This is a genomic window from Pseudoalteromonas luteoviolacea (assembly GCF_018100925.1).
GTDB classification, from domain to species: domain Bacteria; phylum Pseudomonadota; class Gammaproteobacteria; order Enterobacterales; family Alteromonadaceae; genus Pseudoalteromonas; species Pseudoalteromonas obscura.
Genome location: NZ_JAGJEH010000001.1, coordinates 67,857 through 93,332, shown reverse-complemented (window position 1 = coordinate 93,332; position 25,476 = coordinate 67,857). Strand labels below are relative to the sequence as shown.

General features: G+C 43.0%; 22 protein-coding genes. 11 read left to right on the top strand and 11 right to left on the bottom strand.

Annotation, left to right across the window (positions count from 1 at the left end; translation table 11 throughout):
* Positions 1–107 precede the first annotated feature (107 nt).
* Positions 108–686, bottom strand: coding sequence for a hypothetical protein (locus tag J8M00_RS00305; RefSeq protein ID WP_211008389.1), 579 nt, complete (start codon positions 684–686; stop codon positions 108–110).
* Positions 687–848: 162 nt separating this feature from the next.
* Between J8M00_RS00305 and J8M00_RS00300 the strand changes: the two genes are divergently transcribed.
* Positions 849–1,763, top strand: coding sequence for a DMT family transporter (locus tag J8M00_RS00300; RefSeq protein ID WP_211008388.1), 915 nt, complete (start codon positions 849–851; stop codon positions 1,761–1,763).
* 130 nt (positions 1,764–1,893) lie between these two features.
* On the opposite strand, the gene J8M00_RS00295 is transcribed toward J8M00_RS00300, so the two are convergent.
* Positions 1,894–2,433, bottom strand: coding sequence for a helix-turn-helix domain-containing protein (locus tag J8M00_RS00295; protein ID WP_211008387.1), 540 nt, complete (start codon positions 2,431–2,433; stop codon positions 1,894–1,896).
* 96 nt (positions 2,434–2,529) lie between these two features.
* Here J8M00_RS00295 and J8M00_RS00290 point away from each other — a divergent pair, with 96 nt between their 5' ends.
* From J8M00_RS00290 to J8M00_RS00275, 4 genes are all read left to right on the top strand, one after another.
* Positions 2,530–3,696, top strand: a complete 1,167-nt coding sequence (locus J8M00_RS00290; RefSeq protein ID WP_211008386.1) for a benzoate/H(+) symporter BenE family transporter — start codon at positions 2,530–2,532, stop codon at positions 3,694–3,696.
* A 273-nt stretch (positions 3,697–3,969) separates the two neighbouring features.
* Positions 3,970–6,078 carry a DUF1800 domain-containing protein gene (locus J8M00_RS00285; RefSeq protein ID WP_247687166.1) on the top strand — a complete coding sequence of 703 codons (2,109 nt, stop codon included), beginning with the start codon at positions 3,970–3,972 and terminating at the stop codon, positions 6,076–6,078.
* An 11-nt stretch (positions 6,079–6,089) separates the two neighbouring features.
* Positions 6,090–7,442 (top strand): DUF1501 domain-containing protein, encoded by a 1,353-nt coding sequence (locus tag J8M00_RS00280; RefSeq protein WP_211008385.1) that lies wholly within the window; start codon positions 6,090–6,092, stop codon positions 7,440–7,442.
* A gap of 40 nt (positions 7,443–7,482) precedes the next feature.
* Positions 7,483–7,824: a hypothetical protein gene (locus J8M00_RS00275; protein WP_211008384.1), complete on the top strand. Its 342-nt coding sequence runs from the start codon at positions 7,483–7,485 to the stop codon at positions 7,822–7,824.
* Here J8M00_RS00275 and J8M00_RS00270 read toward each other — a convergent pair.
* From J8M00_RS00270 to J8M00_RS00260, 3 genes are all read right to left on the bottom strand, one after another.
* Positions 7,808–8,335, bottom strand: coding sequence for a hypothetical protein (locus J8M00_RS00270; protein WP_211008383.1), 528 nt, complete (start codon positions 8,333–8,335; stop codon positions 7,808–7,810). The two genes, J8M00_RS00275 and J8M00_RS00270, sit on opposite strands and share 17 nt — an antisense overlap.
* 355 nt (positions 8,336–8,690) lie before the next feature.
* On the bottom strand, positions 8,691–9,302 hold the full coding sequence (locus J8M00_RS00265) for a hypothetical protein (protein ID WP_211008382.1): 612 nt from the start codon (positions 9,300–9,302) through the stop codon (positions 8,691–8,693).
* A 205-nt stretch (positions 9,303–9,507) separates the two neighbouring features.
* The gene (locus J8M00_RS00260; protein ID WP_211008381.1) at positions 9,508–10,413 is read right to left on the bottom strand and encodes a histone deacetylase family protein; all 906 of its coding nucleotides are present in this window, start codon (positions 10,411–10,413) and stop codon (positions 9,508–9,510) included.
* Between the two features lie 375 nt (positions 10,414–10,788).
* Here J8M00_RS00260 and J8M00_RS00255 point away from each other — a divergent pair, with 375 nt between their 5' ends.
* Entirely contained in the window at positions 10,789–13,590 is a 2,802-nt protein-coding gene (locus J8M00_RS00255; protein WP_211008380.1) for a sialidase family protein, read from the top strand.
* Positions 13,591–13,835: 245 nt separating this feature from the next.
* Here J8M00_RS00255 and J8M00_RS00250 read toward each other — a convergent pair whose 3' ends face one another.
* The gene (locus tag J8M00_RS00250) at positions 13,836–14,432 is read right to left on the bottom strand and encodes a LysE family translocator (protein WP_211008379.1); all 597 of its coding nucleotides are present in this window, start codon (positions 14,430–14,432) and stop codon (positions 13,836–13,838) included.
* A 99-nt stretch (positions 14,433–14,531) separates the two neighbouring features.
* Here J8M00_RS00250 and J8M00_RS00245 point away from each other — a divergent pair, with 99 nt between their 5' ends.
* Positions 14,532–15,413: a LysR family transcriptional regulator gene (locus J8M00_RS00245; protein WP_211008378.1), complete on the top strand. Its 882-nt coding sequence runs from the start codon at positions 14,532–14,534 to the stop codon at positions 15,411–15,413.
* Here J8M00_RS00245 and exaC read toward each other — a convergent pair.
* Positions 15,410–16,930: an acetaldehyde dehydrogenase ExaC gene (exaC, locus tag J8M00_RS00240; protein WP_211008377.1), complete on the bottom strand. Its 1,521-nt coding sequence runs from the start codon at positions 16,928–16,930 to the stop codon at positions 15,410–15,412. The genes J8M00_RS00245 and exaC overlap by 4 nt on opposite strands.
* A 153-nt stretch (positions 16,931–17,083) precedes the next feature.
* Between exaC and J8M00_RS00235 the strand changes: the two genes are divergently transcribed.
* The gene (locus J8M00_RS00235) at positions 17,084–17,995 is read left to right on the top strand and encodes a helix-turn-helix domain-containing protein (RefSeq protein WP_211008376.1); all 912 of its coding nucleotides are present in this window, start codon (positions 17,084–17,086) and stop codon (positions 17,993–17,995) included.
* On the opposite strand, the gene J8M00_RS00230 is transcribed toward J8M00_RS00235, so the two are convergent.
* Positions 17,992–18,447 carry a flavodoxin family protein gene (locus J8M00_RS00230; protein WP_211008375.1) on the bottom strand — a complete coding sequence of 152 codons (456 nt, stop codon included), beginning with the start codon at positions 18,445–18,447 and terminating at the stop codon, positions 17,992–17,994. The two genes, J8M00_RS00235 and J8M00_RS00230, sit on opposite strands and share 4 nt — an antisense overlap.
* Positions 18,448–18,541: 94 nt before the next feature.
* On the opposite strand from J8M00_RS00230, the gene soxR reads away from it, so the two are divergent.
* Entirely contained in the window at positions 18,542–19,042 is a 501-nt protein-coding gene (gene soxR, locus J8M00_RS00225) for a redox-sensitive transcriptional activator SoxR (protein WP_211008374.1), read from the top strand.
* Between the two features lie 16 nt (positions 19,043–19,058).
* Positions 19,059–20,840, top strand: a complete 1,782-nt coding sequence (locus J8M00_RS00220; RefSeq protein ID WP_211008373.1) for a DUF885 domain-containing protein — start codon at positions 19,059–19,061, stop codon at positions 20,838–20,840.
* Between the two features lie 69 nt (positions 20,841–20,909).
* On the opposite strand, the gene J8M00_RS00215 is transcribed toward J8M00_RS00220, so the two are convergent.
* Both J8M00_RS00215 and J8M00_RS00210 read right to left on the bottom strand, forming a co-directional pair.
* Positions 20,910–21,347: a hypothetical protein gene (locus J8M00_RS00215; RefSeq protein WP_211008372.1), complete on the bottom strand. Its 438-nt coding sequence runs from the start codon at positions 21,345–21,347 to the stop codon at positions 20,910–20,912.
* 11 nt (positions 21,348–21,358) lie between these two features.
* The gene (locus J8M00_RS00210) at positions 21,359–23,167 is read right to left on the bottom strand and encodes a S8 family serine peptidase (RefSeq protein ID WP_211008371.1); all 1,809 of its coding nucleotides are present in this window, start codon (positions 23,165–23,167) and stop codon (positions 21,359–21,361) included.
* Positions 23,168–23,465: 298 nt separating this feature from the next.
* Here J8M00_RS00210 and J8M00_RS00205 point away from each other — a divergent pair, with 298 nt between their 5' ends.
* Positions 23,466–24,935, top strand: coding sequence for an alpha/beta hydrolase (locus tag J8M00_RS00205; protein WP_211008370.1), 1,470 nt, complete (start codon positions 23,466–23,468; stop codon positions 24,933–24,935).
* A 110-nt stretch (positions 24,936–25,045) separates the two neighbouring features.
* Here J8M00_RS00205 and J8M00_RS00200 read toward each other — a convergent pair whose 3' ends face one another.
* Positions 25,046–25,459, bottom strand: coding sequence for an MAPEG family protein (locus J8M00_RS00200; protein ID WP_211008369.1), 414 nt, complete (start codon positions 25,457–25,459; stop codon positions 25,046–25,048).
* Between the last annotated feature and the right edge of the window lie 17 nt (positions 25,460–25,476).

Here is a 25,476-nt window from a genome sequence, read left to right as displayed (position 1 = left end):
ATTCAAGTAAAAGTTCTCATCTCGCTTATACCATGCCGATTGAATAAGCAGTGTTTTGGTACAAGGCAGCGACTTTACGAGCCCCATGCCTTGTCGCTACCACTCGCTTAATAATGGCTATGAATTTTGTCGATATTGGCCTCAATCCAGTCTTTCCATTGAGCAATCATTTTTGGGTAATGTTCTTTACTGTACAACGTGAGTAACTTTTTATTACCTGCATCAGATAGACCTGTTAAATTATACGTCACTGAAACTAAAGAGCCATTGTCACCACTTTTGGACACAACCACACCAACGGTCCCCATACTGATCCCTGGTGTAACCAGCGTGTACAGCGCCACATTATTAGATGTATCATATTCCGAAACATGCCAATAGGTCGTATTGTTTGCATGTTTGGTTAACCAAATTGTGCCTTTTTCGAAGCCATCTCCACTGAGTATGTTAGGCCTCCAATCCGGAGCCCAGAGAATTTCTCCGGGAGCAGTAAATAAAGGCAGCGCTTTACTCGGTGGCATGTTTAACTGGAAAGAACTGCTCCTGTCGACTGTGACCGCATCTCTTTGTACAAACTCAAATTCTTGATTCGAAATATGTTTTTCACTGTGGCCCTTAGCCAATACGCTATTAGCCAGCAATATACTTGTTAAACACATTGCGGTTGAAAACAGATGTTTTTTCACGTTTGGTTCCTCTTTAATTGTTTGAATAATGACGCCAGTTGCAAGCTAGGGTATGAAGCTATAGTCAGGTCAAATGCCTTCAAACACATTTTTCTATACATCAGATTTGACCTGACTAAAGGTTTATAGCCAAGGCTAGTGACGTTTAAAGAGGAGGTGATTATGTCGAATGCGTATAAACCAGCAGCGAATAAAAATATCGAACAGTTGAAACTATTTACGAAAACAATGCCCAACTATCTTAAGGGCGTGATGCTTGCATTTATATCTTGTGGACTATTTGTATATGTGGGTACCATTGTACGTATTTTAAGCACATCAATTGGTGAATTTGAAATTTTACTTTTTAGGCAGTTCGTTTTTATCGTGTTGCTCCTGCCCACTATTTTTCGCAATATTGATACCCTGCGAAAACCCCAGTATCTCTCACTACACATAATAAGAATAATAGGTGCATTTTTCGCACTCTACCTGAGCTTTATCACGCTCAGAGAATTGCCGTTAGCAACTGCAATCGCGATTAGCTTCACAAGTGTGTTATTTGTCGCATTGCTTTCAACTATATTCTTATCTGAGAAGCTCACTGTAAATCGCTGGGCGACTGTCATTATCGGTTTTATCGGTGTGATGTTGATCGTCCAGCCCAATTTTAATGGTTCGAAAAGTATCTATTTTGTACTTGGGTTGTGCGGAGCATTAGGTGCAGCAACCACTTCAATCTGTATTAAAAAGATTGTCAAAGTCGAATCCAGCACAAACTTACTGGTATACCAAGCCGTATTTATTGCCATTATCACATTGCTTCCTGCGGTTAATAATTGGGTAACCCCCACTTTTGAGCAGGCTGTTTTACTGCTCATCGTTGGCGCGATTTCTTCTCTCGCACAGTGGATTGGAGTGACAGCTTTTAAATATGGTGATGCCAATGTCATTGCCAATGTCCAATACAGTAATATTTTATACTCTCTGCTGTTTGGCTACTTTTTATTTCAAGAAACACCAAACTTTGTAGCTTTAGCTGGATGTGTGGTGTTAATAATTAGCGTTTGCTTTGGCTTGCTAAGAAAAACTAACTAACGCAACTCCGTCATTTCGGTACTCTAGTGAGCTTGAAAGTGCAACATGTTAGAAAAGGCACCAAGCTCACTAATCGTAAGTCAGTCAGCTATGAAATTTCGCAGAGTCTACGAATATATAACTGAAGCCGTCATTTTGGATAACTTACGATGTTATGAAATACGGCGGTTTCTGATATCGCTTCGTAGCCATGAGATTGATCGCTATAAAAGCGTATACGCTCACCCGCTTCTAACACATGCCACTGCTGATCAAAATAGACTTTCATCTTGCCGTGAATTACATGAACATGCTCAACAATCCCGATGTCATGAGGGCTAGACATTTGCTGGTGATGATCGAGCAAAGTAATTTCAAACACCTCTATCCTGGTATCTTGTTGAAACGGAAATATCGTGTTTACCTTCATTCTCTCGTCTTCGGGAAATACTCGCTCCCCTGATTGTAAAGCCGGCTCATTGGCAAAAAATGCCGAAAAAGAGGTATTTAGCCCACTTGCGATCTTCCATAGCGTCGCAATTGTTGGACTGGATTCTTCACGCTCTATTTGCCCCAACATGGCTTTAGAGACACCAGTTAATTTTGCGGTTGCATCCAAGCTCAACTTTTTTCTTTTTCTTTCTGCTTTCAAATGGTTAGCGATCTCGGACTTAAATATCGACTCTTTCATTAACAACCCCCCTATTGTGCGCTATAACGCACAGTGCTACATTATTAAATGTGCGCTATAACGCACAATAATTTTACTCTACTCCATGGAGCGAGAATGTACCAAAAATCTTCTACGCTAAACCATATCGTTGCTGGCTTCACAGCCGTATTAATCGGTTATACCAGTTCAATTGTGATCATTTTACAGGCAGCATCTGCTTCCGGCGCATCACCTAGCCAAATCGAAAGTTGGTTATTGGCGTTAGGGATCGCTATGGGAGCTACCTCGATCGGCTACTCATGGTACTACAAAACCCCTATTCTCACTGCTTGGTCAACACCCGGTGCTGCCATTTTAGTTAGTTCAGCGCCGAATTATGAGTTGCCGAACCTCATTGGCGCTTTTATGTTCACTGGTTTAAGCATTTTTTTAACCGGGCTTATCTCGCCGTTGTCTAAAGCGCTGCAACGGATCCCTGCCCCACTAGCAACGGCGATGTTAGGCGCTATTTTATTACCCTTCTGCGTTCGCGCTTTTGAGCCTATAACGACAACGCCTGTGCTGTTTTTACTCATGTTATCAGCCTACATTGCCAGCCAACGATTACTCCCCAAATACACTATGTTGATCTTACTCGTCATTGGAATAGTGAGTGTATTTCATTCTGATAACAACGTACTTTCTACAACTACATTCTCCTTTGCTCACCCCAGTTGGGTCACACCAAATATCGACCTCTCAATTATTTTGAACATATCAATCCCCTTATACCTAGTTACCATGCTCTCTCAAAACCTACCCGGCATCGCGATGATGAAAACATATGGCTATCAATCACCTGTTAAACCCATTTTATTTGGTACCGGCGCTGTAAATATGCTTTTTGCGCCCATTGGCGGATTTAGCTTAAATCTAGCGGCTATCTCTGCTGCTATTTGTATGAACGAGGAAGTAGATAAAGACAAAAGTGTACGATACAAAGCAGTGCTGTGGGCTGGTTTTTTTTATCTATGCGCTGGCGTGCTAGCTACTTCTGTTGTATCAATCTTTTTATCATTCCCCACAGAAATTACGCATATGCTTGCCGGATTTGCCTTACTTGGCACCTTACTTATGTGTTTACAAACAGCCTTTCAATCTAAGCAGTATCGGGAGCCGGCATTACTCACCTTTTTAGTCACCTTGTCTGGCGTCAGCTTTTTAAGCTTGAATTCAACACTACTGGGGCTCTTTGTTGGTTGGGTATATTCACTCACTTTGAAGACAAACAGCTCTGAATAAGTTCAATACAATATGAACCCCTCAAGAGCGCCCTTTCTACCCGAATTGGATAAAAGGTTAACTGGTAATGGTAACAGCAGCACCATGATGTCGAGCTGGTCCGACTCGACGATTAACTTGGTTGAGCTACTTTTGGGTTTTCTTTTTGAATCATTGATATAAATGCAAATACAATCCTTTTTTATTAATTAAAAAACTTTGAATTAATAAAAAAACATTGTAAAAATATCCCTCCATGCTATAAAAGGATGAGACTTTTGCGAGGAACTTGATATGAAGATGCGCTTCCTTTCTTTTGCAGCCATCCTGCTTTTATCCGCCTGTGGTGGAGGCGGTGAAACCAACTCTAATAATGATGCAGCTCCTGATAGCTCTAGCTCCTCAAATACCAATACGACCTCTCCAAACAACGATCGTACTGACAGCAATAGTGATTCGAATACGCAAAATAACATCACTCCGGGTTCTCAAACTGAAACTCCGAATAATACGGTTGAGCAAGGTGATGAGAGCGGTAATGAATCCTCGCCAGAAGAGGACAACGAAGAAAGTGAAGGCGCTGCCGATAACATTGGTACTGCACCAATTGTTGATCTTAAGCCCCCCGGTGCAGTGCTTCGTAAAGGCAATGAAATCATCATTAATAGCGTTGTGACAAGCCCAACAGAGCATTTAACCTACGCTTGGACGCAAGTAGCTGGGCCCGAAGCCACATTGATAGGTACTGACTCACAAAACTTGACCGTTATTTTGCCAACCACGCATTCAGTCAAAAAAGACCTTTTTACTTTTTCATTGACCGTTACCAATAACGCAGGTTTGAGCACATATGTGGAAACCGACATTGAATCCGTCAATGCAATGAATGAGTTTCAAGCTTCAGCCTTGCTACAGCAGGCGACCCTTGGTGCCACCCTGACAGAAATACAAGCTGCGACGGGATTAAGCGAAGAAGAATGGCTTGACCAACAAATACTCCTTGAGCCCACCTACCACACGCCTTTCTTGGAAAACTACCCTGACCGCGAAAATCCAAGTCATATAAATCGCATTGATGCCTGGTGGAAGGCAAGTTTAAGTGCGCCTGATCAACTTAGGCAGCGGGTAGCATTTGCGCTGAGTGAGATTTTCGTTGTCTCAGATGCCAATACATCACTCAAAGGCGAACCTGAGGGTATGGTTGCCTATTATGACACGCTCTTAAAACATGCTTTTGGCAATTTTCGAACTCTGCTTGAGTCGGTAACCTTATCGCCTGTCATGGGCGTGTACCTCAGCCATCTCGGTAATGAAAAAGCGGATGCAGAACGCAATATAAGACCTGATGAGAATTACGCGCGAGAGGTTATGCAACTATTCACAATCGGACTAAACGAGCTGAATTTGGATGGAACAGCGAAGCTAAATGATAACAACACCATACCAACATACTCACAGCAAGAGATTGCAGGATTTGCAAAGGTGTTTACGGGCTGGACATTTGCATATTCAGCACGCTGGGATAGACCTAGTCGAAATTATACTTTACCAATGCACGCTTTTTCTGATTACCACTCAATGGAAGAAAAAGCATTGCTCAATGGCGACATCATACCGGCAGGCACCGGGCCTGAAGAGTCGATGCAGCAAGCATTAGACAACTTGTTCTCACACCAAAACGTCGCACCATTTATCTGCAAGCAATTGATACAAAGGTTGGTAAAGTCAAACCCAACCCCTGCTTATGTCGAGCGCGTCGCATCGGTGTTCAATGACAACGGACAAGGGGTTAGAGGCGATCTCGCCGCTGTGGTTAAGGCCATTTTACTCGATGACGAAGCGCGCAAATATTCTTCTGTGCTTGTACATAGCGGAAAAATAAAAGAGCCGATACTCACAAAAGTGCATTTATGGCGCGTCCTCAATGCCCGCTCTGAATTAAATCAATATTACACATGGAATTTATCAACGACCTACGGCCAGGGCCCGCTACTTTCGCCTTCCGTATTTAATTTCTTCAGGCCAGATCATGTACCCAATGAGTTACAAGCGCTTGGCTTGGTCGCACCAGAGCTACAGATAGCCACTGACTCCAACATGATTGCGACGACCAATGGCCACTATAGCGACCTTGTATGGCGAATGGCAGAACGAAAAAACACATTAAATCCCAAAACCATTTATATGTATGGACAATCGGACATCACCATGTTGTCAAACAACGGTCTTCAAGCATTATTGGACTACTACAACCTTGTTTATTTTGCAGGCAGCATGTCGGACAGTACGCGCTCTGCTCTGGTTGATTTGGACAGCTACTTTGCCCGTAAAGACGCTGTTCATCGAGTAGCTCAGCTACTCTACATGGTATCACTGTCACCTGACTTCAATTATCAAAACTAGGAGTTGCCGCTATGCCATATAGTAATGAGCAATCGAGAAGAGCTTTTTTGTCACTGTGTTTAAAAGGCGGAGCCTCCATTGCAGCACTCACCAGTTTACAATTGCAAGCACTCGCCAGTTCTGCCTCCTCAAGTACTATCAATGACTATAAGGCTTTAGTATGCATATTCTTGCATGGCGGTAGTGACTCACTAAATATGCTCGTTCCCACCTCGGGTTCTGAACGTGCCGATTATGAACAAAGTCGACAAAATTTAGTGGTCACCGAGCCGATCACATTAAACACCACCACGCACTTTTCGGGTGGGGTTGGTCTACACCCGAGTATGAGCGCATTAGAACCAATATTTAATGCGGGTCAATTGGGGTTTGTTGGCGGAGTAGGCACGCTTATCACCCCGACCTCACTCGCTGATTACAAAAACAAAGCAGTGCCCTTACCCGGCCATTTATTCTCACACAATGACCAACAAGCCACTTGGATGCATGGTCAAGAAAAGGTTTCTTTGAATACAGGTTGGGGCGCTCGAATTCTAGAGCGCTTAAACCAGCACGCGAGCTTTACCAGCAATATTTCTCTTGCAGGTGCCAACCCATGGCAAGTTGGTGCCAATACAACTCCCTATGCATTAAACAAAAATGGCATTACAAAAATTAATGCTTTAAGGGGCTATCAGCCCCAAGTGGACCACGTTAAAAGCATTGTCGACAGATTGCTCAGTACTACTACTAACCCAATCCAAGATGCGTATGCAAGCAGGCTCTCTAGTTCAATTTCCAATGTCCAAAACATGAATGCACTCCTTGAACAAGCGCCAACTCTGAACACACAATTTAGCGATAACCCCTTATCAGAGCAGCTTGCAGCGGTAGCTAAATCGCTGAGTATCAGCAACCAAACGGGCAATAAGCGACAAATATTTTTTGTTTCTCTAGGCGGATTTGATACCCACGATGACCAATTAATTCGTCAACCTGCCCTTTTTGCAACTTTGGCAACCGCGTTGTCCGAGTTTCATAGCGCGTTGGCAGAGTTGTCACTGCAAGAGAGCGTAACAACGTTCACCATGTCAGATTTCGGTCGTACGCTTACATCCAATGGCGACGGTACAGATCATGGCTGGGCTGGCAACCAACTGTTAATGGGAGCGGCAGTTAATGGTAAGGAGCTGCACGGTACAATGCTGTCTCAGCAATTAGAAAGCGCAATTGATGTAGGCGGAGGACGGTTAATCCCACAATTCTCTAATGAGCAGTATTTTGCTCCGATCGCCAAATGGTTCGGACTCAGTGATATCGAAGTTTCTGACATATTTCCGAATTTAGCTAACTTTGATGCCGCGGCGCTGCAATTGTTTAAATAATGGTTGGTGCTATCCACTATTCAAATACTAACGTTGAATTTTGCTTCATCTGACTTTTGGTTTAACGTCTACTTCAGCATTAGCAAATGAAGAAACTTTCAATGTTGATGACGTGACATTTCTTGAGCTTCGCCAGCCATTACCTCTAAAGCCAGAAAACGGTATTGAAGCATTTACGTCAGCAGGCGCAAACTTAACAGGCACCAATGTGTCATCAACAACATCTTTGCAGTACTTATTTTTAGTACGCAGTGCAAGCACAACCAACTATGTTTGGACAAACACGTTCTGTTGCAGTTACTTTCCAGTAAACTTTGGTTGTTGTGCAGTTTGTTTTGACGTTAAACTACATATCATAGAAGCCACTATACATAGTAGTTAACGTAACTAGGCGTTGCTGCAATCAGCTTCTCATAGTTTTCTGGGTGAGCAAGCCCTTTGCTTCCCCAATTAGTTCCCATCTTGAATAACTCTGATTGTTGATCCCGCAATTCGACAATCTCCATTAAAATTTTTTTGGAAGACTTCCCAGCTTGCTCGCCCGCTTTAATAATAGCGAGTTCCTGTATGTGGTATTGCTGTGCCTCAACTTCAAAATGATCAATTGCTCTACCGATACGACCATGCATTTCTTCTGAATTAGCCGCTTTTTCAATATCACTCATTCTAAACATTGCAATTGGTGGCCCATATTGCTTGATTGCATCAATAGACCCTGCCAGCTTTTCCTCACTGGCTGAGTTTATATATTTAACGTATTGCTCTCGATTATCAATTTCTGGTGCAGGTTGACTGCTATGCATTTGTGGTTGTGATGCGTGTTTTGCAGCAATCCCTGCCCCGTTGCTCATTCTGTTGACATAGCTCGTTACTGAATAGCTGTTTGCATTCATAAAAATTCCCTCTTGCGTCCCTATAGACCTAGCCGATATCTCATTCTATTTGCTGTGTTTGGCAATCTTTTGCCACTTGTCTATATCGTACCGCTGATAACCAGTGTAAAAGCGGCACCATGCTTAAGATTCAATCAATTTTCGAACCAAGTATGACGAATTGAATTTTTATCCATCATAGATTTGTAACGACTACACAATAGTATGGAATGCTGGTATTACGGCTCTTATTAAGTAGTCTTTATGGGATTCTAAACCCCAACTCAGTTAACAAGCTCGACACTAAAAGGTTACGGTTCAATCTAGAAGCGTAATCAAGGCATTACATTGTGGCTCTACACTGTTTTCGGTTTGCTCAACTTCCTGTATAAAACAGCACATGGACTCGGCCGCTGGCAAGTGGGTAGCTTCGCTCACGACCGCCAGCCCCATACCAGCAATACCCATTCAGCAATTTACCCGCCCTGAGTGCACCATGACCATCGACTACGCCACATACATAAGTATTGAAACCACTTTCATACGAGCCTTTTACTAAATATTTATCACCCTTCTCAGTCTCACCGTAAAGATCGATGCGATCTGTTGTCACTTCCCAATGATAGTTTTGAGACGCAATTGTCAGAACCTGATAGCGTTTATTTGCAAACTCTCGACCATACCATGACGTATAACATATACCGTTTACTAAGCGCCCTAAGACATGTCCTAAACCTCGACAGACGTAGACAACTTCGGTATTGAGCGTATTATCATGATCAAATTTAACGGTAAATTGCGGCATTTTTTTGGTGCTATCAGAGTCGCTCCAATTGCACTCTTGCGCTTTTTTATCGAGACCACTCTCGTAGCGACCACTGTCATGGCGACCATTTTCACTGCATTGTACAAAATCATGACTTTGAACTTGCACAGAAACGAGTACAGTCGCGATTAACAATCCCATCATCAATATATGCTTGGCCATAGTCTATTCCTTTATTATCGCGGTAAATATGCTGTCCTAACCTCGGACTCACTTTGATACTGGAAAAAACATAGCCAATAGGCCACAAAAACATCGTAAATACTATGTAAAACAAATTTTCACATAGTAAAAGCCAGATTTAATAAGTTGATTTTATAAGTAAAAGTAATACGTTATAAGATGCAGCTTTATTTCACTTATTGAGTTAAATTTTAGCTGCTTGCTCAATAACAATGGCATGTCGCATTGCCAAACGTTCGTGATCTTTGTCGTAGCCTCCACCTATCACAGTTGCAACAGGCACACCTTTTCGCTGGCATGTGGTCAAAACTATGTAGTCTCGTTGTTCAAGCCCTTGCCAACTAATATCGAGCTTGCCTAATGTGTCTTCTTGCCACACATCCACACCCGCATCATAGAGCACCAAGTCGGGATTTAACTGTTCAATTAAGTCAGTAATTGTTGCTTCGACAATAGACAAGTATTCACGATCGCTGACGTTCGGATTTAGCCCTATATCCAAGTCACTTTGTTGCTTTCTAAAAGGAAAGTTCTTGTCACAGTGAATTGAACACGTAAACACATATGGATTGTGTGCCAACATCGCCGCCGTGCCATCCCCTTGATGTACATCACAGTCAAAAATTAACACGTTGTGCACTTGCTGCTCGTCTATCAGGCGCTGTGCAGTGTAAGCGAGATCATTTACCATGCAATAACCTGAACCAAAATCGTAATGAGCATGATGTGTGCCACCAGCCAAATGACACGCAATACCATTTTTTAATGCCAGCGTTGCAGTTAAATAAGTACCAAGTGGGGCAGTAAAAGTTCGCGCCATAAGCTCTTTTGACCATGGGATCCCTATCCTTCTCATGGCTTTTGGGCACAATTGGTTATGATACAGATCACGCACATATTGCTCGCAGTGAACGAGCTCTAAATCGGAGTAATTCCCTACGGGGCCCTGTTGTAGGTTGCTCTGAATGACCCCTTGTTGCTCTAAGTACTGTTTTAATCTTGCAAACTTACTGACAACAAAGCGGTGTTTAGGATCAAAGCTAAACGAATAGTTTGGATGGTAAACTAACGGTAAATTGGGATTATACATAAGCAACAACAATATCTGACATGGCTATATTGTTGCATACAACCGCCAAGCTCAGCAGCAACTATTGGCGCAAAAAAACTTAAAGCCAACCTCGCTACGCTGACATTGTTAGCCATTTTTCCTTATGTACCAAGTAAAATAATTCTCTAGCGCCTAACTGTAACCTATATGTAGCAGAGTAAAAAAATAATGGTGATGAAAAACAAAAATATAAGTAATTACTTCAGCACCCTATATTTAGCGCTTGCTTTAAAAGGAAGTAATTTCTAAATACCGACAAAAAATAATGACAAAAAGTGGCTACCTTCCTGATATGTTAGTAATTGGCAGCGAACAATTGACCCCTGCCATTTATTAAAAATTAAAGGAATAAACATGAAAACAAAAAAAATAATACTCGCTAGTATTATTGGTAGCGCACTCGCAGCCATTGTACTGGCGACTTACCACAACACTCATCAACCTTCACTCAACAACATAACACCCAAGATAAAAGTAAATCCAAAGAATATCCGCGAACCAGATCGCACAATGCAAAGTTTAATTCGCCTAAACCCCAATCAAGAGGTCGATATACAAGCCAAATATGAAGCTGTTTTCACACAAATACAGGCATATAAAGATACGTCAGGGTCAGAATTTACATGGGAGAGCCTTGGGCCAAACCGCGTTGGAGGGCGAACACGAACTTTGGTATTTCACCCACAAGACCCAGATATTATGTTCGCAGCGGGTATTTCAGGCGGTATATTTAAATCTATCGATGCTGGCTCAAATTGGCTTCCCATCGCCAACGATTTACCGAGCATGGCAATTAGCACATTGGTTTTTGACCCCAAAAATAGTCAACACCTTTATGCAGGAAGCGGCGAAGGAGTCTATGTTGGACGCGGCTTTACCAACAGTGTTGGTTTCGCTGGCGACGGTATAATGACTTCAAAAGATGGCGGCCAAACCTGGCAGCAACTTGAAAGCACAAACAACAATGCCGACTTTCAGTATGTGAACAAGCTGCGTTTTGGCAATAAAGGCAAACTGTATGCGGTTACAAATACAGGGGTATGGATATCTGACGACAAAGGAGTTAATTGGCAATTATCCCTTGATCAACAACATGTCGTTGGTGGCTGTTTAGAATTGGCAATAAGCCCGCTTAGTGATGAACAAGACAGAATTCTAGCAAGCTGCGGTAACTTTGCCGATGGCGGTGCGGTATACCTAAGTATTGATTCTGGCACAACTTGGCGCTCTGTCATCGAGCATCAAAATCAGGGCCGTACAACCCTTGCTTTCGCGCCGTCAGACCCAAAAATCGTCTATGCTATGTCTGCCTTTAACGCACATGGAAGAGTCCCTCACGCTTTACAGGGGATCTACAAATCAACAGACGGCGGCGAAAACTGGATACTCATAACTGGTGATGAACACCCACAATTACTCGGCCGCTATGTACTCTCTAACGCTCTGACAATTAACTGCCAAAACCCAGAGAATAGCTTTATATATGGGCAAGGTTGGTTTGACAATACGCTCGCCATAGATCCCGTAAACCCAGATATCATTTGGACTGGTGGGGTGGAGTTGATGCGCTCGATCGATAGCGGTCAGACATGGCAACAAATGTCATTTTACTATCATGGCGCGGATGCTCCTCATGTTGATCATCATGGCCTCTACTTTCATCCAAATTATGATGGCATCAATGAAACACGACTATTTAACGTCAACGACGGGGGCATAGCGATGACTTCTAACCCGTTAGCGAATGGATTAGATGCCTGCGAGGCTGCTGAACCCGAAATAGAATGGCAACACATCAATGAGGGCTACAACGTCACGCAGTTTTACCACGGTGATGTTTCACAAGATGGCAGCCGCATTTTAGGGGGCGCACAAGACAATGGCAGTTTACTGTTTAGCCCTGATATGGGCTGGCAAAAAGTTGGTGGAGGCGATGGTGGCTACGCATTTTTTATTGATAACGAGCGCATGACCGCATCGACTCAAAATGGCAATGTTTATTTAGTCAGTGAGAATGGACCTGACTTTAAGTTTTTGCCAGAAAATGAGAGTTCACTCTTCATAACTCCCTATGTTATTGACCCCAATAACCGTTCCCGCATCTGGTTGGGTGGGCAAAGCCTGTGGCGTTTAGATGACATTGACGAAGGAGAGTTTACCCGCGCATCCATCCCATTTACAACTCAGTATCGCCGCGGAATAACCGCATTGGCCGTGCAGCCAGGTAACAGCAATCGCGTTATTTTTGCTCAAACAGATGGTAAATTAAAACGTCTAAATAACGCACTGAGCGCTGATAATACGACCGAGCCTGAAGATATTAGTTTTGCTGATTTCGCTTACGTGCGAGAGATCCATTACAGTATTCATGGTGACAAGCACATGTATGCCGTGGCATCTACCTTTGGCGAAAACCATATATGGAAAAGTGAGGATCTCGGCACCACATGGGCGCACATAGACGGAGAAGATGACGAGCGCTTTCCTGATCTCCCTGCACACAGCTTAGCCGAGTTAAAAGAAGATCCTGAAAGACTGTTTGTCGGAACAGACTTCGGTGTTTACCGCACAGAGGATGGTGGCGAGTCATGGCAACCGTTTATACATGGCCTACCTAATGTTGCAGTGTATCGACTAGTGTTAAGACGCATCGAACACATCAACTATTTGTACGCATTCACTTATGGTCGAGGTGTCTATCGCATTGCCTTAGATACAGCCAATATAGCACCTGATTGGCGTGGCGAAGAGCCCGAGTACAGGATTAAAGTCAACCAAACCATCTCTATAGATTTAACCCAATATATTCACGACAAAAATGGGGACCCTATTACCTTTTCTGCCGATCAATTGCCTTCAGGTTTTACTTTGACCAATGATGGTGTTTTATCTGGCACACTCACTAATGAGGGCGCTCAAGTGCTTTCCTTTGTCGCCAGCGATGGAGCCCGGGCTACACAGCTTAGTTTTACAATTGAAGTAAACGACCAACCTGACAATAAACAGGATGACAAGGCTGCGCCCCAACCTGAGTCTGAGCCTGAGCCTCAGACTACGCCAAATCAATCTTCTAACCTCAGTAGTTCAGGTTCTTTCTATCATGTAATTTGCCTTGTCTTATTTAGTATTTGTGCTTTTAGAAAGTACAAGTCATAGCCTTGGCAGGGGCCTCGGAGCTGTAAACTTGAGGCCTCAATTTGATCTCGACCTGTATAACAGGTCATCTTTGCGACTTTACTGTGAAAAGCTTTTGTTGGGTTGAGCTTACGAACATCAGCTGCTAGTCGCTCTTTGCAATCTCGGTTAATCATGACGCACTGGGGCAGTATAAAAATCATTGAGCATGCAGTTGAGGTATTAAACACGCCAACCTCAATTCACCAATTCACCAATTCACCAATTCACCAATTCACCAATTCAAGCAATACCAAAACGCACATACCAGCCAATACCACCGCGGCAATTTTATTGAGCCAACGTAAACTTTGTTCCTTCACTAAGTGCTTAGACACCTGTTTGCCAAACACCGCCCAAAGCGTTAAACAGATAAAACACACCAAAGCGTATACCATCACAAACACAAATAACTTAGCAGTTTGATTAGGTTCAATAAATAAACTGTTGCCAGCTATTGCACCAAGCCATGCCTTGGGGTTCAACCACATTAATGCAAACCCAGTGCTAAGCCCTGCTCGCGATCCTTTAGCCGCGCCTATGTGCCCATCAGTCCGAAAAAGCCCATACGCGATATACAGCATAAAACCACAGCCTATGAGTGTACAAATGGTGACTAACCAAGTATGTTGTTGCACCACCCAGCCAAGCCCGAGGCCGGTTGTAACTAATAAAACACTAAACCCCATTGTCGCGCCAAAAATAAAAGGCAATGTGGCATTAACGCCGCGATTCAGTCCTCCTGAAAAAATGATTAAATTAACCGGTCCAGGCGTGATCGACATAGAAAACGCATACAAACCCATAGCCATGATCATCAACATAATACACTCCGTTTTTATGTAAAATTTGAGTGTACATACCTGTTATTAGTTTTATTAGATGGTATAAATAGAAATCAGTGTTCTAAAAACTTACTCAATATGATTGATGATTTAAAAAGCATCGCTATCTTCTCTACTGTTGTTGAACAAGGATCATTTAGGGGCGCAGCGCGGGCACTTAACTTGTCTCCATCGGTCGTCAGTTATCACATCACCATGCTTGAAAAAAAGCTGGATACGCCTTTACTGTATCGCTCAACTCGTAAACTCTCTTTAACTGAGCAGGGAGAGCAGTTATTGGAGGTAAGTACCACTATGATACATAGTGTTGAGCAGGGGTTGTCTGCCATCAGTGCACAAACAAACGTGCTCTGTGGACGTTTAACAGTAAGTCTGCCAACCGCACTAGTGCGGTCTCAATACACCCGTGCCCTAGCTGATTTTTGTCAGCAACATCGTGCACTCGAAATACATATTAACTACAGTGATATTTACGAAAACTTGATCGAGAAAGGCATTGATATTGCTATACGGGTGGGGAGTTTGCCTAGCAGCGAACTTAAAAGTAAACGCCTTGGAGACATCAACCGAAAACTGACTTGCGCCCCAAAGTTTATAAAGCCAGATATGCAAATCAATGAGCCAAAAGATCTTGAACGGCTGCCTTGGATAAAATTAGCGAGCCTACCGAATAAACGAACACTCACTCATCATCAATTAGGCCAACAAGATATTCTTTTTAAATTCCAAGTCAGTGTAAATACTGTCGAGGGTATGACACAACTGTGTAAAGATGGGTTGGGAATTGCAACTCCCCCAGATTACCTAGTCGAGTCGGCATTGGCGCAAGGAGATTTAAGTGAATTACTGCCCGATTGGCATGTATCCCCGATACCGGTATATGCCATCTGGCCAAACAATGTCGCGAAAAAGAGCGCGACCATGGCTCTGGTCGCGCATCTTGCAAAGGCTATAACTTAAAAGAACCCAAGTGGACTTTCGCTATAGCTGACTAGTAGGTTTTTAGTTTGTTGATAATGATCCAATGCCTTTTTATGTGTTTCTCGCCCTATACCAGAGCGCTTATAACCACCAAAAGCGGCATGGGCAGGGTACATGTGGTAACAGTTTGTCCATACGCGACCAGCTTCTATTTTTCGGCCAAATTGATACGCGCGATTCATGTTGCGTGTCCAAACCCCAGCACCCAAACCAAATTCACTGCTATTTGCCATGGCCAATACTTCAGCTTCATCTTTGAACGTACACAAAGAGATCACCGGACCAAATATCTCCTCTTGGAACACACGCATTTGGTTGTGCCCTTTCAGTAAGGTTGGCTGAATATAATAACCTTGTTCATATTCTGAATTCAGCTGCTCAACTTCTCCACCAAGCAGGACTTCCGCGCCTTCTTTTTTACCAATATCAATGTAACTTAAAATCTTATCAAATTGCGCCTGTGAAGCCTGAGCCCCTACCATGGTCTCGGTATCCAAAGGGTTTCCGCGTTTGATTTGCTTTGTTCGCTCAATTACTTTGGCTATAAATTCATCATAGATATCTTCTTGAACGAATAACCGAGATGGGCAGGTGCACACTTCACCTTGGTTAAAGTAGGCAAGTACTGCACCTTCAACACACTTGCTCAAAAACTCATCGTCTTTTTCCATGACGTCACTAAAGTAGATATTTGGTGATTTTCCACCAAGCTCAACCGTAGACGGAATAATGTTATCTGCTGCACATTTCAAAATGTGCGAGCCCACTGGTGTTGAGCCAGTAAAAGCTATTTTTGCGATACGATCACTGGTTACCAGAGCCTCACCAGCTTCTTTACCAAATCCGTTGACTATATTGACCACACCTGCCGGAATTAAGTCTTCTATTAGTTCCATCAATAATAAAATAGAAACCGGTGTTTGCTCCGCAGGCTTAAGTACGACACAGTTGCCAGCAGCAAGTGCTGGAGCAAGCTTCCATGCAGCCATCAGCAGAGGGAAATTCCACGGAATGATCTGTCCAACGACACCCAAAGGCTCATGAAAATGATATGCGACTGTGTGTTCATCTATTTCGCCAATACTCCCCTCTTGCGCCCGAATACACCCAGCAAAATAGCGAAAGTGGTCGGCGGCTAATGGCACGTCGGCAGCAAGCGTTTCACGAATCGCTTTACCGTTGTCCCATGTTTCTGCCACGGCTAAATATTCTAAATTTTCCTCAATCCTGTCTGCTATTTTCAGCAAAATATTGCTGCGGTTTGTCACTGATGTTGTGCCCCACGCTTCCTTGGCACTGTGCGCAGCATCAAGTGCCAGCGCAATATCCTTGGCGCCAGATCTGGCAACTTGGCAAAAAGCTTGGCCATTTACAGGACTAATATTGTCGAAATACACCCCTTCAACTGGTTTACTCCATTTGCCACCAATATAGTTGTCATACACTGACTTAAAATTCACTATTGCATCTGATGTATTTGGGTTTGCATAAATCATAAATGCCTCTTCAACTTGAAATTGTCGTTTTATTTCACGCGCACTGTTGGCGGTAAACTTATTGTTATTCGGTTGACATTAATCAAAAGGCGGATTAAAAACTTAACTCTGCGTATAAAATGTTTGCATTAGAGTCCAAACAGGGAATAAAGAATGCTTGAGCAACTGAATAAAAAAAGGCAAAAAATCACGTCACTAGTAGAGAATCGCGTGCACTTTGCGAGCAATGACGTTGAACTTAGCATTTATGATACGTATGAGAACGCACAACATATTCGCCTTTACTCCAGCAACGTACTTTTTTGTGGCATGCTGACCGGTAAAAAGGTCATGCACGTCAACAGTTGTGATTATCATCAAGCATTTTTACCCAATGAAAGCTTTGTGCTGGCACCTGAGCAAGCAGTATATATTGATTTTCCCACAGCCTGCTTTGACCGACCAACAACCTGCTTAGCAATAGACATCAGCAAGGATAAAATAGCGACTGTTGCAGAGCAGTTGAATCAGCATAACGATAGCCCCGAACCGCAATACAATTACCACCCAGAACTAGTGCACAATGAACACAATGCACAAACACAGCAGTTGCTGAACCGCTTAACTCATCTATTTTGTGAAAACGCCCCACAACGAGACTTTTACATTGATTTGGCATTGAATGAACTGGTCGCTCGCCTATTGCAGCAACAGAGCCGAGACCTTCTATTTCAGCAAGTTGCACTGTGCAACTTTAAAACAGGTATTCATGCAGCCATCGACTACATGAAAAACAACTTATCCGAACAACTCGACATCGATAAACTGTGCAAAATCGCCTGCATGAGCCGTAGTAAGTTTTTTGATCAATTCAAGAAACGCATTGGTACCACGCCCCAAAACTGGCTCCATGGCCAAAAGATGATGTCCGCGCGCACTTTATTAGAACGAGGTGAAAGCGTGACAACTGTCGCCTTCACCCTAGGGTTTAACCACCCCAGTCAATTGAGCCGGAGCTTTAAAAAAGCATTCAATAAAACGCCCAAGCAATATCAAACGCTATTTTTACAGCAACAGTCTAACTAGTCTTCATAGGGGAACTGCTGATGATGCATTCCTCTCAACTGCATACCCAAATACTCGAAGGTTTTTCTCAGCATATCCGTAAACGCGAGCGGTGCTGTTTCGTGAATTGATGTGGACAATATCGAAAACTGTTTACTTCTCAACTCACGTAACTCAGGCTTAAGTACTTCGTCATCCATAAACTCAGTGATCCTGTCAATAAACGCCTTCATTCTTGGTGTGACTGCATACCAATATACTGGCGAGGCAAATACCACATGTTCAAATTGGAGAACATGTCTAAATAAGGCTCTAAAGTCATCATCTTTGTTTTTGTGCTCATAGCTATAATCGTTGATAACATAATCATCCAAAAACAACGTTTGCGCGTTGTATTCTTTAGCCATTGCCTCCACAGCTACGCCCGTATTGCCCATTTTATTTGCGCTCGAATAAACAATAATTGTGTTCAAAGTTGTTCTCCTTTAATTGAATTGCTGCTAGGCTAAAACCTCAACCTAAGTTTAGGTAAAGCACTAATTTGAATTTTTAAAGAAAGGGGCAAACATGTCGGACTCTACACTCAGAGATGAGCCGCGACTCAGTGTTGGACAGGTGGCTAAGCGTGCTGACGTCGCAGTATCTACATTGCACTTTTATGAAACAAAAGGGTTAATCCGAAGCTGGCGCAACACGGGTAACCAACGCAGGTACAAAAAAGATGTATTGCGCCGAATTGCCGTTATTAAAGCTGGGCAAAAAATGGGCATCTCGCTTTCTGAAATTCAGGAAACCTTAGGCCAATTGCCACAGAGCAGGACACCAACCAAAGAAGACTGGGCGAATATGTCACGCTTTTGGCAGGCACAGCTAGATGAAAAGATCGCATATATGATGCGCGTCAGAGAAATGGTTGACGGATGCATAGGTTGTGGCTGTTTATCCATGAAATCATGCCCTATGTACAACCCTGATGACATTGTGGCAAAAGAAAGCAACGGCGCCGTTTGGCTTGAACAGCCAGAGCAAGCAAGAGCCGCAAAAAATTGTTATGATAAGGAAAATTAAAAATAGGAACAAGCGAATGAAAAAAACAGCGCTCACAATGGCTGTTGCAGCTGCCTTAGCTCTAGCTGGCTGTACAACTACAAATACCTCATCTCCATCGACCGCTCCAGTTGTCGCTGAAGCTTCTCAAAATCAAGAGTTTATTGCGTTCTCAGAGCAGTTTATTGAAGATATGTGGCGTCAATATCCAGAATATTCTCTGCATGTGGGCTACGGCAAATATGATGATGTGATGACCATACCTAATGACGAGTCGCGCGCAAGCAATTTAGCCTTCTCAAAAACGAAACTAAGTCAATTACGTAGCTTTGATATAAACAGCTTGAGTAACAATCAAAAAACAGATTATTACTTGATTGAAAACGGCCTTGAAAAACAGATCTGGGAAATTGAAAAATTTAAATCTTGGCAGTGGAACCCATCCAACTACAATATTTCATATGGCTTTAACACCATCTTAAGCAGTCGCTTTAAATCAGACGAAGTAAAATACAAAACAGTATTAGAGCGTTTAAAGTATGTACCTGAATTTTACAAAACTGCACAAGATAACATAGATACACCAACCCTTGAGTATACTCAACTAGCTATTGCACAAAACCAAGGGGCATTTGCGGTATTAACAGACGACCTACTTGATAAAGTAGATGCTTCTGATGTACTTACAGCAGATGAAAAAGCACTATTCAAGACTCGCTTTGCCAATGCAAAAACCGCCATTAACGGCTACATTAGCTTTCTCACTAAATTAGAAAAAGACCTAACAGCCAATGGCAATGCGCGTAGCTTCCGAATTGGTGAAGAGTTATATGAAGAAAAATTTGCTTTTGATATTCAGTCAGGTTACACCGCAAAGACCATGTATGAAAAAGCACTCGCAGATAAAGCTCGTGTCACCAAAGAGATGGTTAAGCTAACTGACCAATTATGGCCAAAATACTTCCCTAACACAGCGCGTCCAGCAGGTGATACACAAGCCATCGCCAAACTCATTAAGCACTTGTCTGTAAATCATGTGCCAAAAGAGAAGTTTGTTGATGAGATCAAGCGTCAGATCCCATTACTTGAAAAGTTTGTTATAGAAAATGATCTAATTTCCCTAGATCCTGAAAAACCCCTAGTTGTGCGTGAAGCCCCAGAGTTTATGCGCGGTTTTGCCATGGCTTCAATTTCGGCGCCGGGCCCATACGGTGCAAAAGAAAATACTTACTACAATGTTGAACCGCTGGAACTGAGAACAGAAGAGCAAGCGAGCTCTATTTTACGCGAGTACAACCATTGGATTTTACAAATTCTAAATATCCATGAAGCTGTACCTGGTCATTACACACAGCTTGTTTACGCAAACAAATCACCGTCAATTATTAAAACTATCTTACGAAATGGCGCCATGATAGAAGGCTGGGCCGTTTACACTGAACGTATGATGCTAGAAGAAGGCTATGGCAATCATGAGCCTGAAATGTGGCTGATGTACTACAAGTGGAATTTGCGTGTTATCTGTAACACGATTTTAGATTATGCAATTCAAGTCAAAGGGATCAGCCGTGATGAGGGCCTAGATTTATTGATGAATGGCGCATTCCAAGAACGCGCTGAAGCTGAAGGCAAATGGCGCAGAGCGACACTAAGCCAAGTACAGCTAACGAGCTATTACAGTGGTTATCGTGAAATTTATGATTTACGTGAGAAGCAAAAAGAAAAGCTTGGTAAAGACTTTAATTTAAAAGCTTTCCACGAAGAGTTTTTAAGCTACGGTAGCGCACCAGTTAAATACATTAACCAGCTTATGCAATAATAAAAGCCCCTGATGGGGCTTTGGATTCAGCATCAAAATAAGGCCACCAAAGTGGCTTTATTTAATTTCTTATTCTGCTTCTAATCCTTCAACTTGGAATCCTAATTGTACGTCAACAACGCCAGTTAAATTTTCAACCTTGCTTTTAAACGTCAGCAGTGCAGCATTGGGTGCAGCTTGGAAAATTGCGCGATTGCCTCGAACGTAGATCAGATTCAGTTGGTTGGCAGAGGCAAACTCTTTCGCATTGATCAAAGACTCGAGCTCAACAATCAACTCTCCTGTCAGTGTGACGCTTTCATCTGTCGAAATATCAATCAATGCAGCGCCAGCAACCATGTCTTGGTCACTTTTTGCTGCAGCTAGGACATAATCTTTGCCATTTACGTTAACGCTAATACCTGACGAGCTACTCACAGCTGTCGCTTCGTATGCAGGTTGGGCGCTCGCTTGTACCGCAAATAAACTACCGACAACAGCGAGTAAAGGGATTAATTTAAATTTCATGATACTTCTCCTTATTTACGTCCAAAAAAGCGAATATCCCAAGACTTTAGTACGCCATTTTCAGTATTATTGCGATGAACCATATTGATATTTGGCTCACCTGAGGCACGTGGATCAAAGATGTAAGCTTCATCTTCAGATGCAGTATCAATCACTCGTAATGTCCACTCGCCTTTGGCTTGTTCACCATAGAAGTGATGCGTTAACATCTGAGTATTTTGCATACCTTCATTGCCTAATATCGTGCCGGTTCTAGGTGTCATGATCACACTTCGTGTTCCAGACGGAGAAATCAACTCAATCGCTAAATCTCGTGTACTGGTATGGTCGATATTTACGCGAACCTGCACTGCATCCACCGTTAGGTCTTGCGCGTAATGATAGTTGCTTTGTACACCGCTTAAACGGCCATCTGGAATTTCAACTCCCGCCGTCACAAGCTCTCTGTCAGTTTTTACGAATTCACCTAAGTTTTTATCGTAAAAACGCGCGAGGTTAACCGCAGCATCTACATCAACCGCACCAAATCCATAGAAGTTGTGGAACTGATAACCCGCAGCATTCGTTTGCCATGCATCGATAGCTTGATAGCTCACTTGCTCGCCGCTTGCGTCTTTAAATGAAAGCGCCACACCAGGGTGATCTGCATCAATACGTCGAGATGTCGCTGCCAAGATGTGTCTCACATCTAACCAAGAAAGCGCTGGATTTGCCGACATTATAACAGCGATTGCGCCAGCAACATTCGGTGCAGCTGCCGAAGTACCATTTGATCTTGCACTGTAATCACAGTTTGGATCCAGTGGGTGACCGCCATGTAAATCATTACGCAACCAAAGCGGGTTATAGCCAGCGTCACAGCCTGACACATCAGTCGTGATGATCGCAGGTGAACTTGTGCCATACTGACCGCCAGGCGCAGATACAAATACACTTGAACCAACTGTAGAGTATGAAGAGCGCTCGCCATCAGCGTTATACGCTGAAACCACTAGGTTCCAGAAGCTTGAATCCATACGCTCAAGGTTTACATTTTGCAGCGGCAATCCATGGTTATAATTGTCGAAACGAAGGTAGCCACGTCCAAATTTGCTATCTGTGAAGCTTTGCCTTTCATAGCCGTTACCCGCTGATTTTACAAAAATTGCACCGCGACCACCGTGTGTTGTGCGCGTGATCTCTTCTTGTGCATCTTCGTAGGTCTTGAGCCATGGTGACTCTTGGTAGTCGAAGCTTCTCGGTGAAGAGAGCGTTCTACCATAGCTTTGATTAAAAACACGAGGAAAGTCAAAAGACTGTTTAGCGAAGCCATCTGAGTACATACCATGAGACTGCAGCCAGTTAGCCATTGTTTGGTTACCAGATACCAAATAGTTGAAACCAACTAAACCAGCTCTTGGTGCAACACCACGTCCACCAATACCGTTGAAGGCACTTGCAGCGATGATCCCAGAAACGGCTGTGCCATGCCTGTCAGTTGGGCTGCCCGGTGCCAAGTCCGGACTATTGTTTGTAAAGTTCCAAGAACCTGGACGTGCGTTGTCTCTCAAGTCTGGGTGCATTATTTCCACCCCGCCATCAATGACTGCCGCCGTTACTCCTGCGCCCATGATGCCCATAGCATGCGTAAGCGATACATTCATATCTTCACCAGGTTTTCCGCCGCGATCTGAGAACGCGGCCTGGCCGGTATTTTTCAAGTGCCATTGCTGGTCAACAAGAGGATCACCGGGCATCAAAGGATACTCGATATTGGCATGTGCAGTTGCGCTTAAAGAAGCGGCTACAACGAATGCTAGTTTTGTTATTTTTATATTCATAAATCGCTACTTACTGTTTGTTTTAACAATTGTACCCAAAAACTTTGCTCTCAGTATAAACACAAAAAAGGAATAAAAATAACACTTAAGACACAAAAAATTCACCAAAATTTATTTTTGAATAAAAAAATACAATTCTAAAACTCCTTTTATTATTCATATAATTACAACTTTATGATCTGGCTAACTCAAGCAAAACCAGTTACACCTTGTTACATTCTCGTGAAACATCCAAAAACATCTAAATATATGAAATAAATACACGTCTTTACTTTTAGTATGTCAACAAGGAACCTTTATGAAACATGTATCAAACTTACTTGGCTGTCTCGCCTTGTCCGCCTCATCTATTGCAAGTGCATCAATATTCCCAGATCCACAAGCACTGCTCACACACTATTTAGAAGGCAAGCCTACACACGGAAGCTCACCACTTGAAGCATCAATGGGCTATTTTCAGCACCACGATGCTGCATTGCGGGATATGCTAAATAGCGGATCTCCAGAAATTGCAGGCATTTTACAAGGCGCAAGCTACTGCTTTGCAGCTGTGGCCAGCAAACCTGCTACAAGCTTATTACCGAAGCTGTATAGCCAAGACGGTCAGTGTAAAGTACTGTCCGCAGATAGTGCACACAGAAGCTGGTATTACACAGATGCGCAGTGTACAACCACAATTGAGTACAAAAATGAGTCTGATACCGAGTTTTGTCTGAGAGAATTTGATTTTCGCGCTGAGCGCTACGGCAACAGTGAAGATCTCAATTATGTTCATGACGCATGGATGCCTGGCTATAGCGCCACATTGCCAATTACAACAAAACCGCACAGCTTTGCCGAGACGCCATTAGTGCAGCGAACAACTTATAAAACAACCTACAATGAGCGCGGAAGTTGCCACTTGGAAATGCGGGTGTACAAAAACGCCAACAATCACAACGCAACTCCAATTATGATGATCCACGGTGGCGGATGGCTAGAGAGACTCGGTACAGCTCGCACAGCTGAAGCACAAATAGCCCATTTTACAGACGCTGGATTTGTTGTATATATGCCATTTTATCGTTTGGTTGAAAACATAGAAGCTGGACCTGCATGCAACCGAGTAAATATTGAAGACAGCAAGCAAGATATTCGCGACGCATTTTTGTGGGTACAAGCGAACAATGCTCACTATACAACCAGCGAAAAGTCACTGCGAATTACAGGTCAATCAGCTGGCGGGCACATGGCTGTGTGGTTATCTCAGCAATTCCCTACCAAAGTAGACAAAATAGCGCCAATGTTCCCAGTGCCAGATTTTGCACATCAACTTAAAGAGGTCCAAGACGGTAGTTATGTTCATGGCTATATTGAATGGATGATAGCAACCTTATCTGGTAAAGAACGCTGGCAAGATTTGACTGGCAATGAACCTGTGATCGTCAACAACAGTTTGTTAGAAGCCATTGAGCAAGCACCGCACCTTGCACCCGATATGTTTATTAGTCACGGAATGGCGGATACCATCGTTTCTCCAACTCAGTCTCTACGACTGTGTAACGCATTAGCTGGCAATATTTCATCAGGCCCAGCACAGGCAAATGAGCTCGCTTTCACGAAACAATATGCTCAAATACAGTGCCGTGAGGGCAGCGAATTGCATTTATTAGAAAAAGCGGAACACCACTTTGATGGATGTGGCTTAGGTTTGTGTGACGTCGGCGGTCAAGATGGGCTTATAGCTACACAGGCATTGATGGACAACATGATTGAATGGTTGAAATAACCTAGCCCTATAAATTTCAATCTCACTGCGCCACAGCAGTTAATTTGTGGCAAACAATGATACCAACCAAAGCAAGGCAATTGCCTTGCTTTTTTATATATCAACTCATTTCAACTTATACTCATTAGAGCAAACCAAGCTATCCACCCGCCAAATAAACTTAAGCTAGACAATGCAAATGCCACAGTGCGCTTTCGGATATTGGTTGAGCGAATATGTTCATAGCAATGCCAATATCGAGACACAACAAAAATAAGCGCCAATATGTACCAACCAATGCCAGCGATAGACTCTATATGCAGCAGTGCTAACAGACAAATAAATAAAATCGGTTGCTGGTATTGGTTGTCATAGCTATTACCATACAATCGAGTTCTGTTGTTCATTTCATCCTTTAGCACATAATTAACGGCTTTTAGTGAAAGCTCGCCTCTTTTTACTGCCGTTATTCTTAAACTTGCTGTCGCTAGCCAAAGCCATAGAAATAACAGTACCAATGCAAAAATGGGGTAATGGATCCACATAACTATTTCCTTTAAAA

Excerpts from the sequence above, each read along its gene's own strand:
- J8M00_RS00300 (WP_211008388.1), top strand. The coding sequence starts at position 849 with ATGTCGAATGCGTATAAACCAGCAGCGAATAAAAATATCGAACAGTTG.
- J8M00_RS00295 (WP_211008387.1), bottom strand. The coding sequence starts at position 2,433 with ATGAAAGAGTCGATATTTAAGTCCGAGATCGCTAACCATTTGAAAGCA.
- J8M00_RS00290 (WP_211008386.1), top strand. The coding sequence starts at position 2,530 with ATGTACCAAAAATCTTCTACGCTAAACCATATCGTTGCTGGCTTCACA.
- J8M00_RS00285 (WP_247687166.1), top strand. The coding sequence starts at position 3,970 with ATGAAGATGCGCTTCCTTTCTTTTGCAGCCATCCTGCTTTTATCCGCC.
- J8M00_RS00280 (WP_211008385.1), top strand. The coding sequence starts at position 6,090 with ATGCCATATAGTAATGAGCAATCGAGAAGAGCTTTTTTGTCACTGTGT.
- J8M00_RS00270 (WP_211008383.1), bottom strand. The coding sequence starts at position 8,335 with ATGAATGCAAACAGCTATTCAGTAACGAGCTATGTCAACAGAATGAGC.
- J8M00_RS00265 (WP_211008382.1), bottom strand. The coding sequence starts at position 9,302 with ATGGCCAAGCATATATTGATGATGGGATTGTTAATCGCGACTGTACTC.
- J8M00_RS00260 (WP_211008381.1), bottom strand. The coding sequence starts at position 10,413 with ATGTATAATCCCAATTTACCGTTAGTTTACCATCCAAACTATTCGTTT.
- J8M00_RS00255 (WP_211008380.1), top strand. The coding sequence starts at position 10,789 with ATGAAAACAAAAAAAATAATACTCGCTAGTATTATTGGTAGCGCACTC.
- J8M00_RS00250 (WP_211008379.1), bottom strand. The coding sequence starts at position 14,432 with ATGTTGATGATCATGGCTATGGGTTTGTATGCGTTTTCTATGTCGATC.
- J8M00_RS00245 (WP_211008378.1), top strand. The coding sequence starts at position 14,532 with ATGATTGATGATTTAAAAAGCATCGCTATCTTCTCTACTGTTGTTGAA.
- exaC (WP_211008377.1), bottom strand. The coding sequence starts at position 16,930 with ATGATTTATGCAAACCCAAATACATCAGATGCAATAGTGAATTTTAAG.
- J8M00_RS00235 (WP_211008376.1), top strand. The coding sequence starts at position 17,084 with ATGCTTGAGCAACTGAATAAAAAAAGGCAAAAAATCACGTCACTAGTA.
- soxR (WP_211008374.1), top strand. The coding sequence starts at position 18,542 with ATGTCGGACTCTACACTCAGAGATGAGCCGCGACTCAGTGTTGGACAG.
- J8M00_RS00220 (WP_211008373.1), top strand. The coding sequence starts at position 19,059 with ATGAAAAAAACAGCGCTCACAATGGCTGTTGCAGCTGCCTTAGCTCTA.
- J8M00_RS00215 (WP_211008372.1), bottom strand. The coding sequence starts at position 21,347 with ATGAAATTTAAATTAATCCCTTTACTCGCTGTTGTCGGTAGTTTATTT.
- J8M00_RS00210 (WP_211008371.1), bottom strand. The coding sequence starts at position 23,167 with ATGAATATAAAAATAACAAAACTAGCATTCGTTGTAGCCGCTTCTTTA.
- J8M00_RS00205 (WP_211008370.1), top strand. The coding sequence starts at position 23,466 with ATGAAACATGTATCAAACTTACTTGGCTGTCTCGCCTTGTCCGCCTCA.
- J8M00_RS00200 (WP_211008369.1), bottom strand. The coding sequence starts at position 25,459 with ATGTGGATCCATTACCCCATTTTTGCATTGGTACTGTTATTTCTATGG.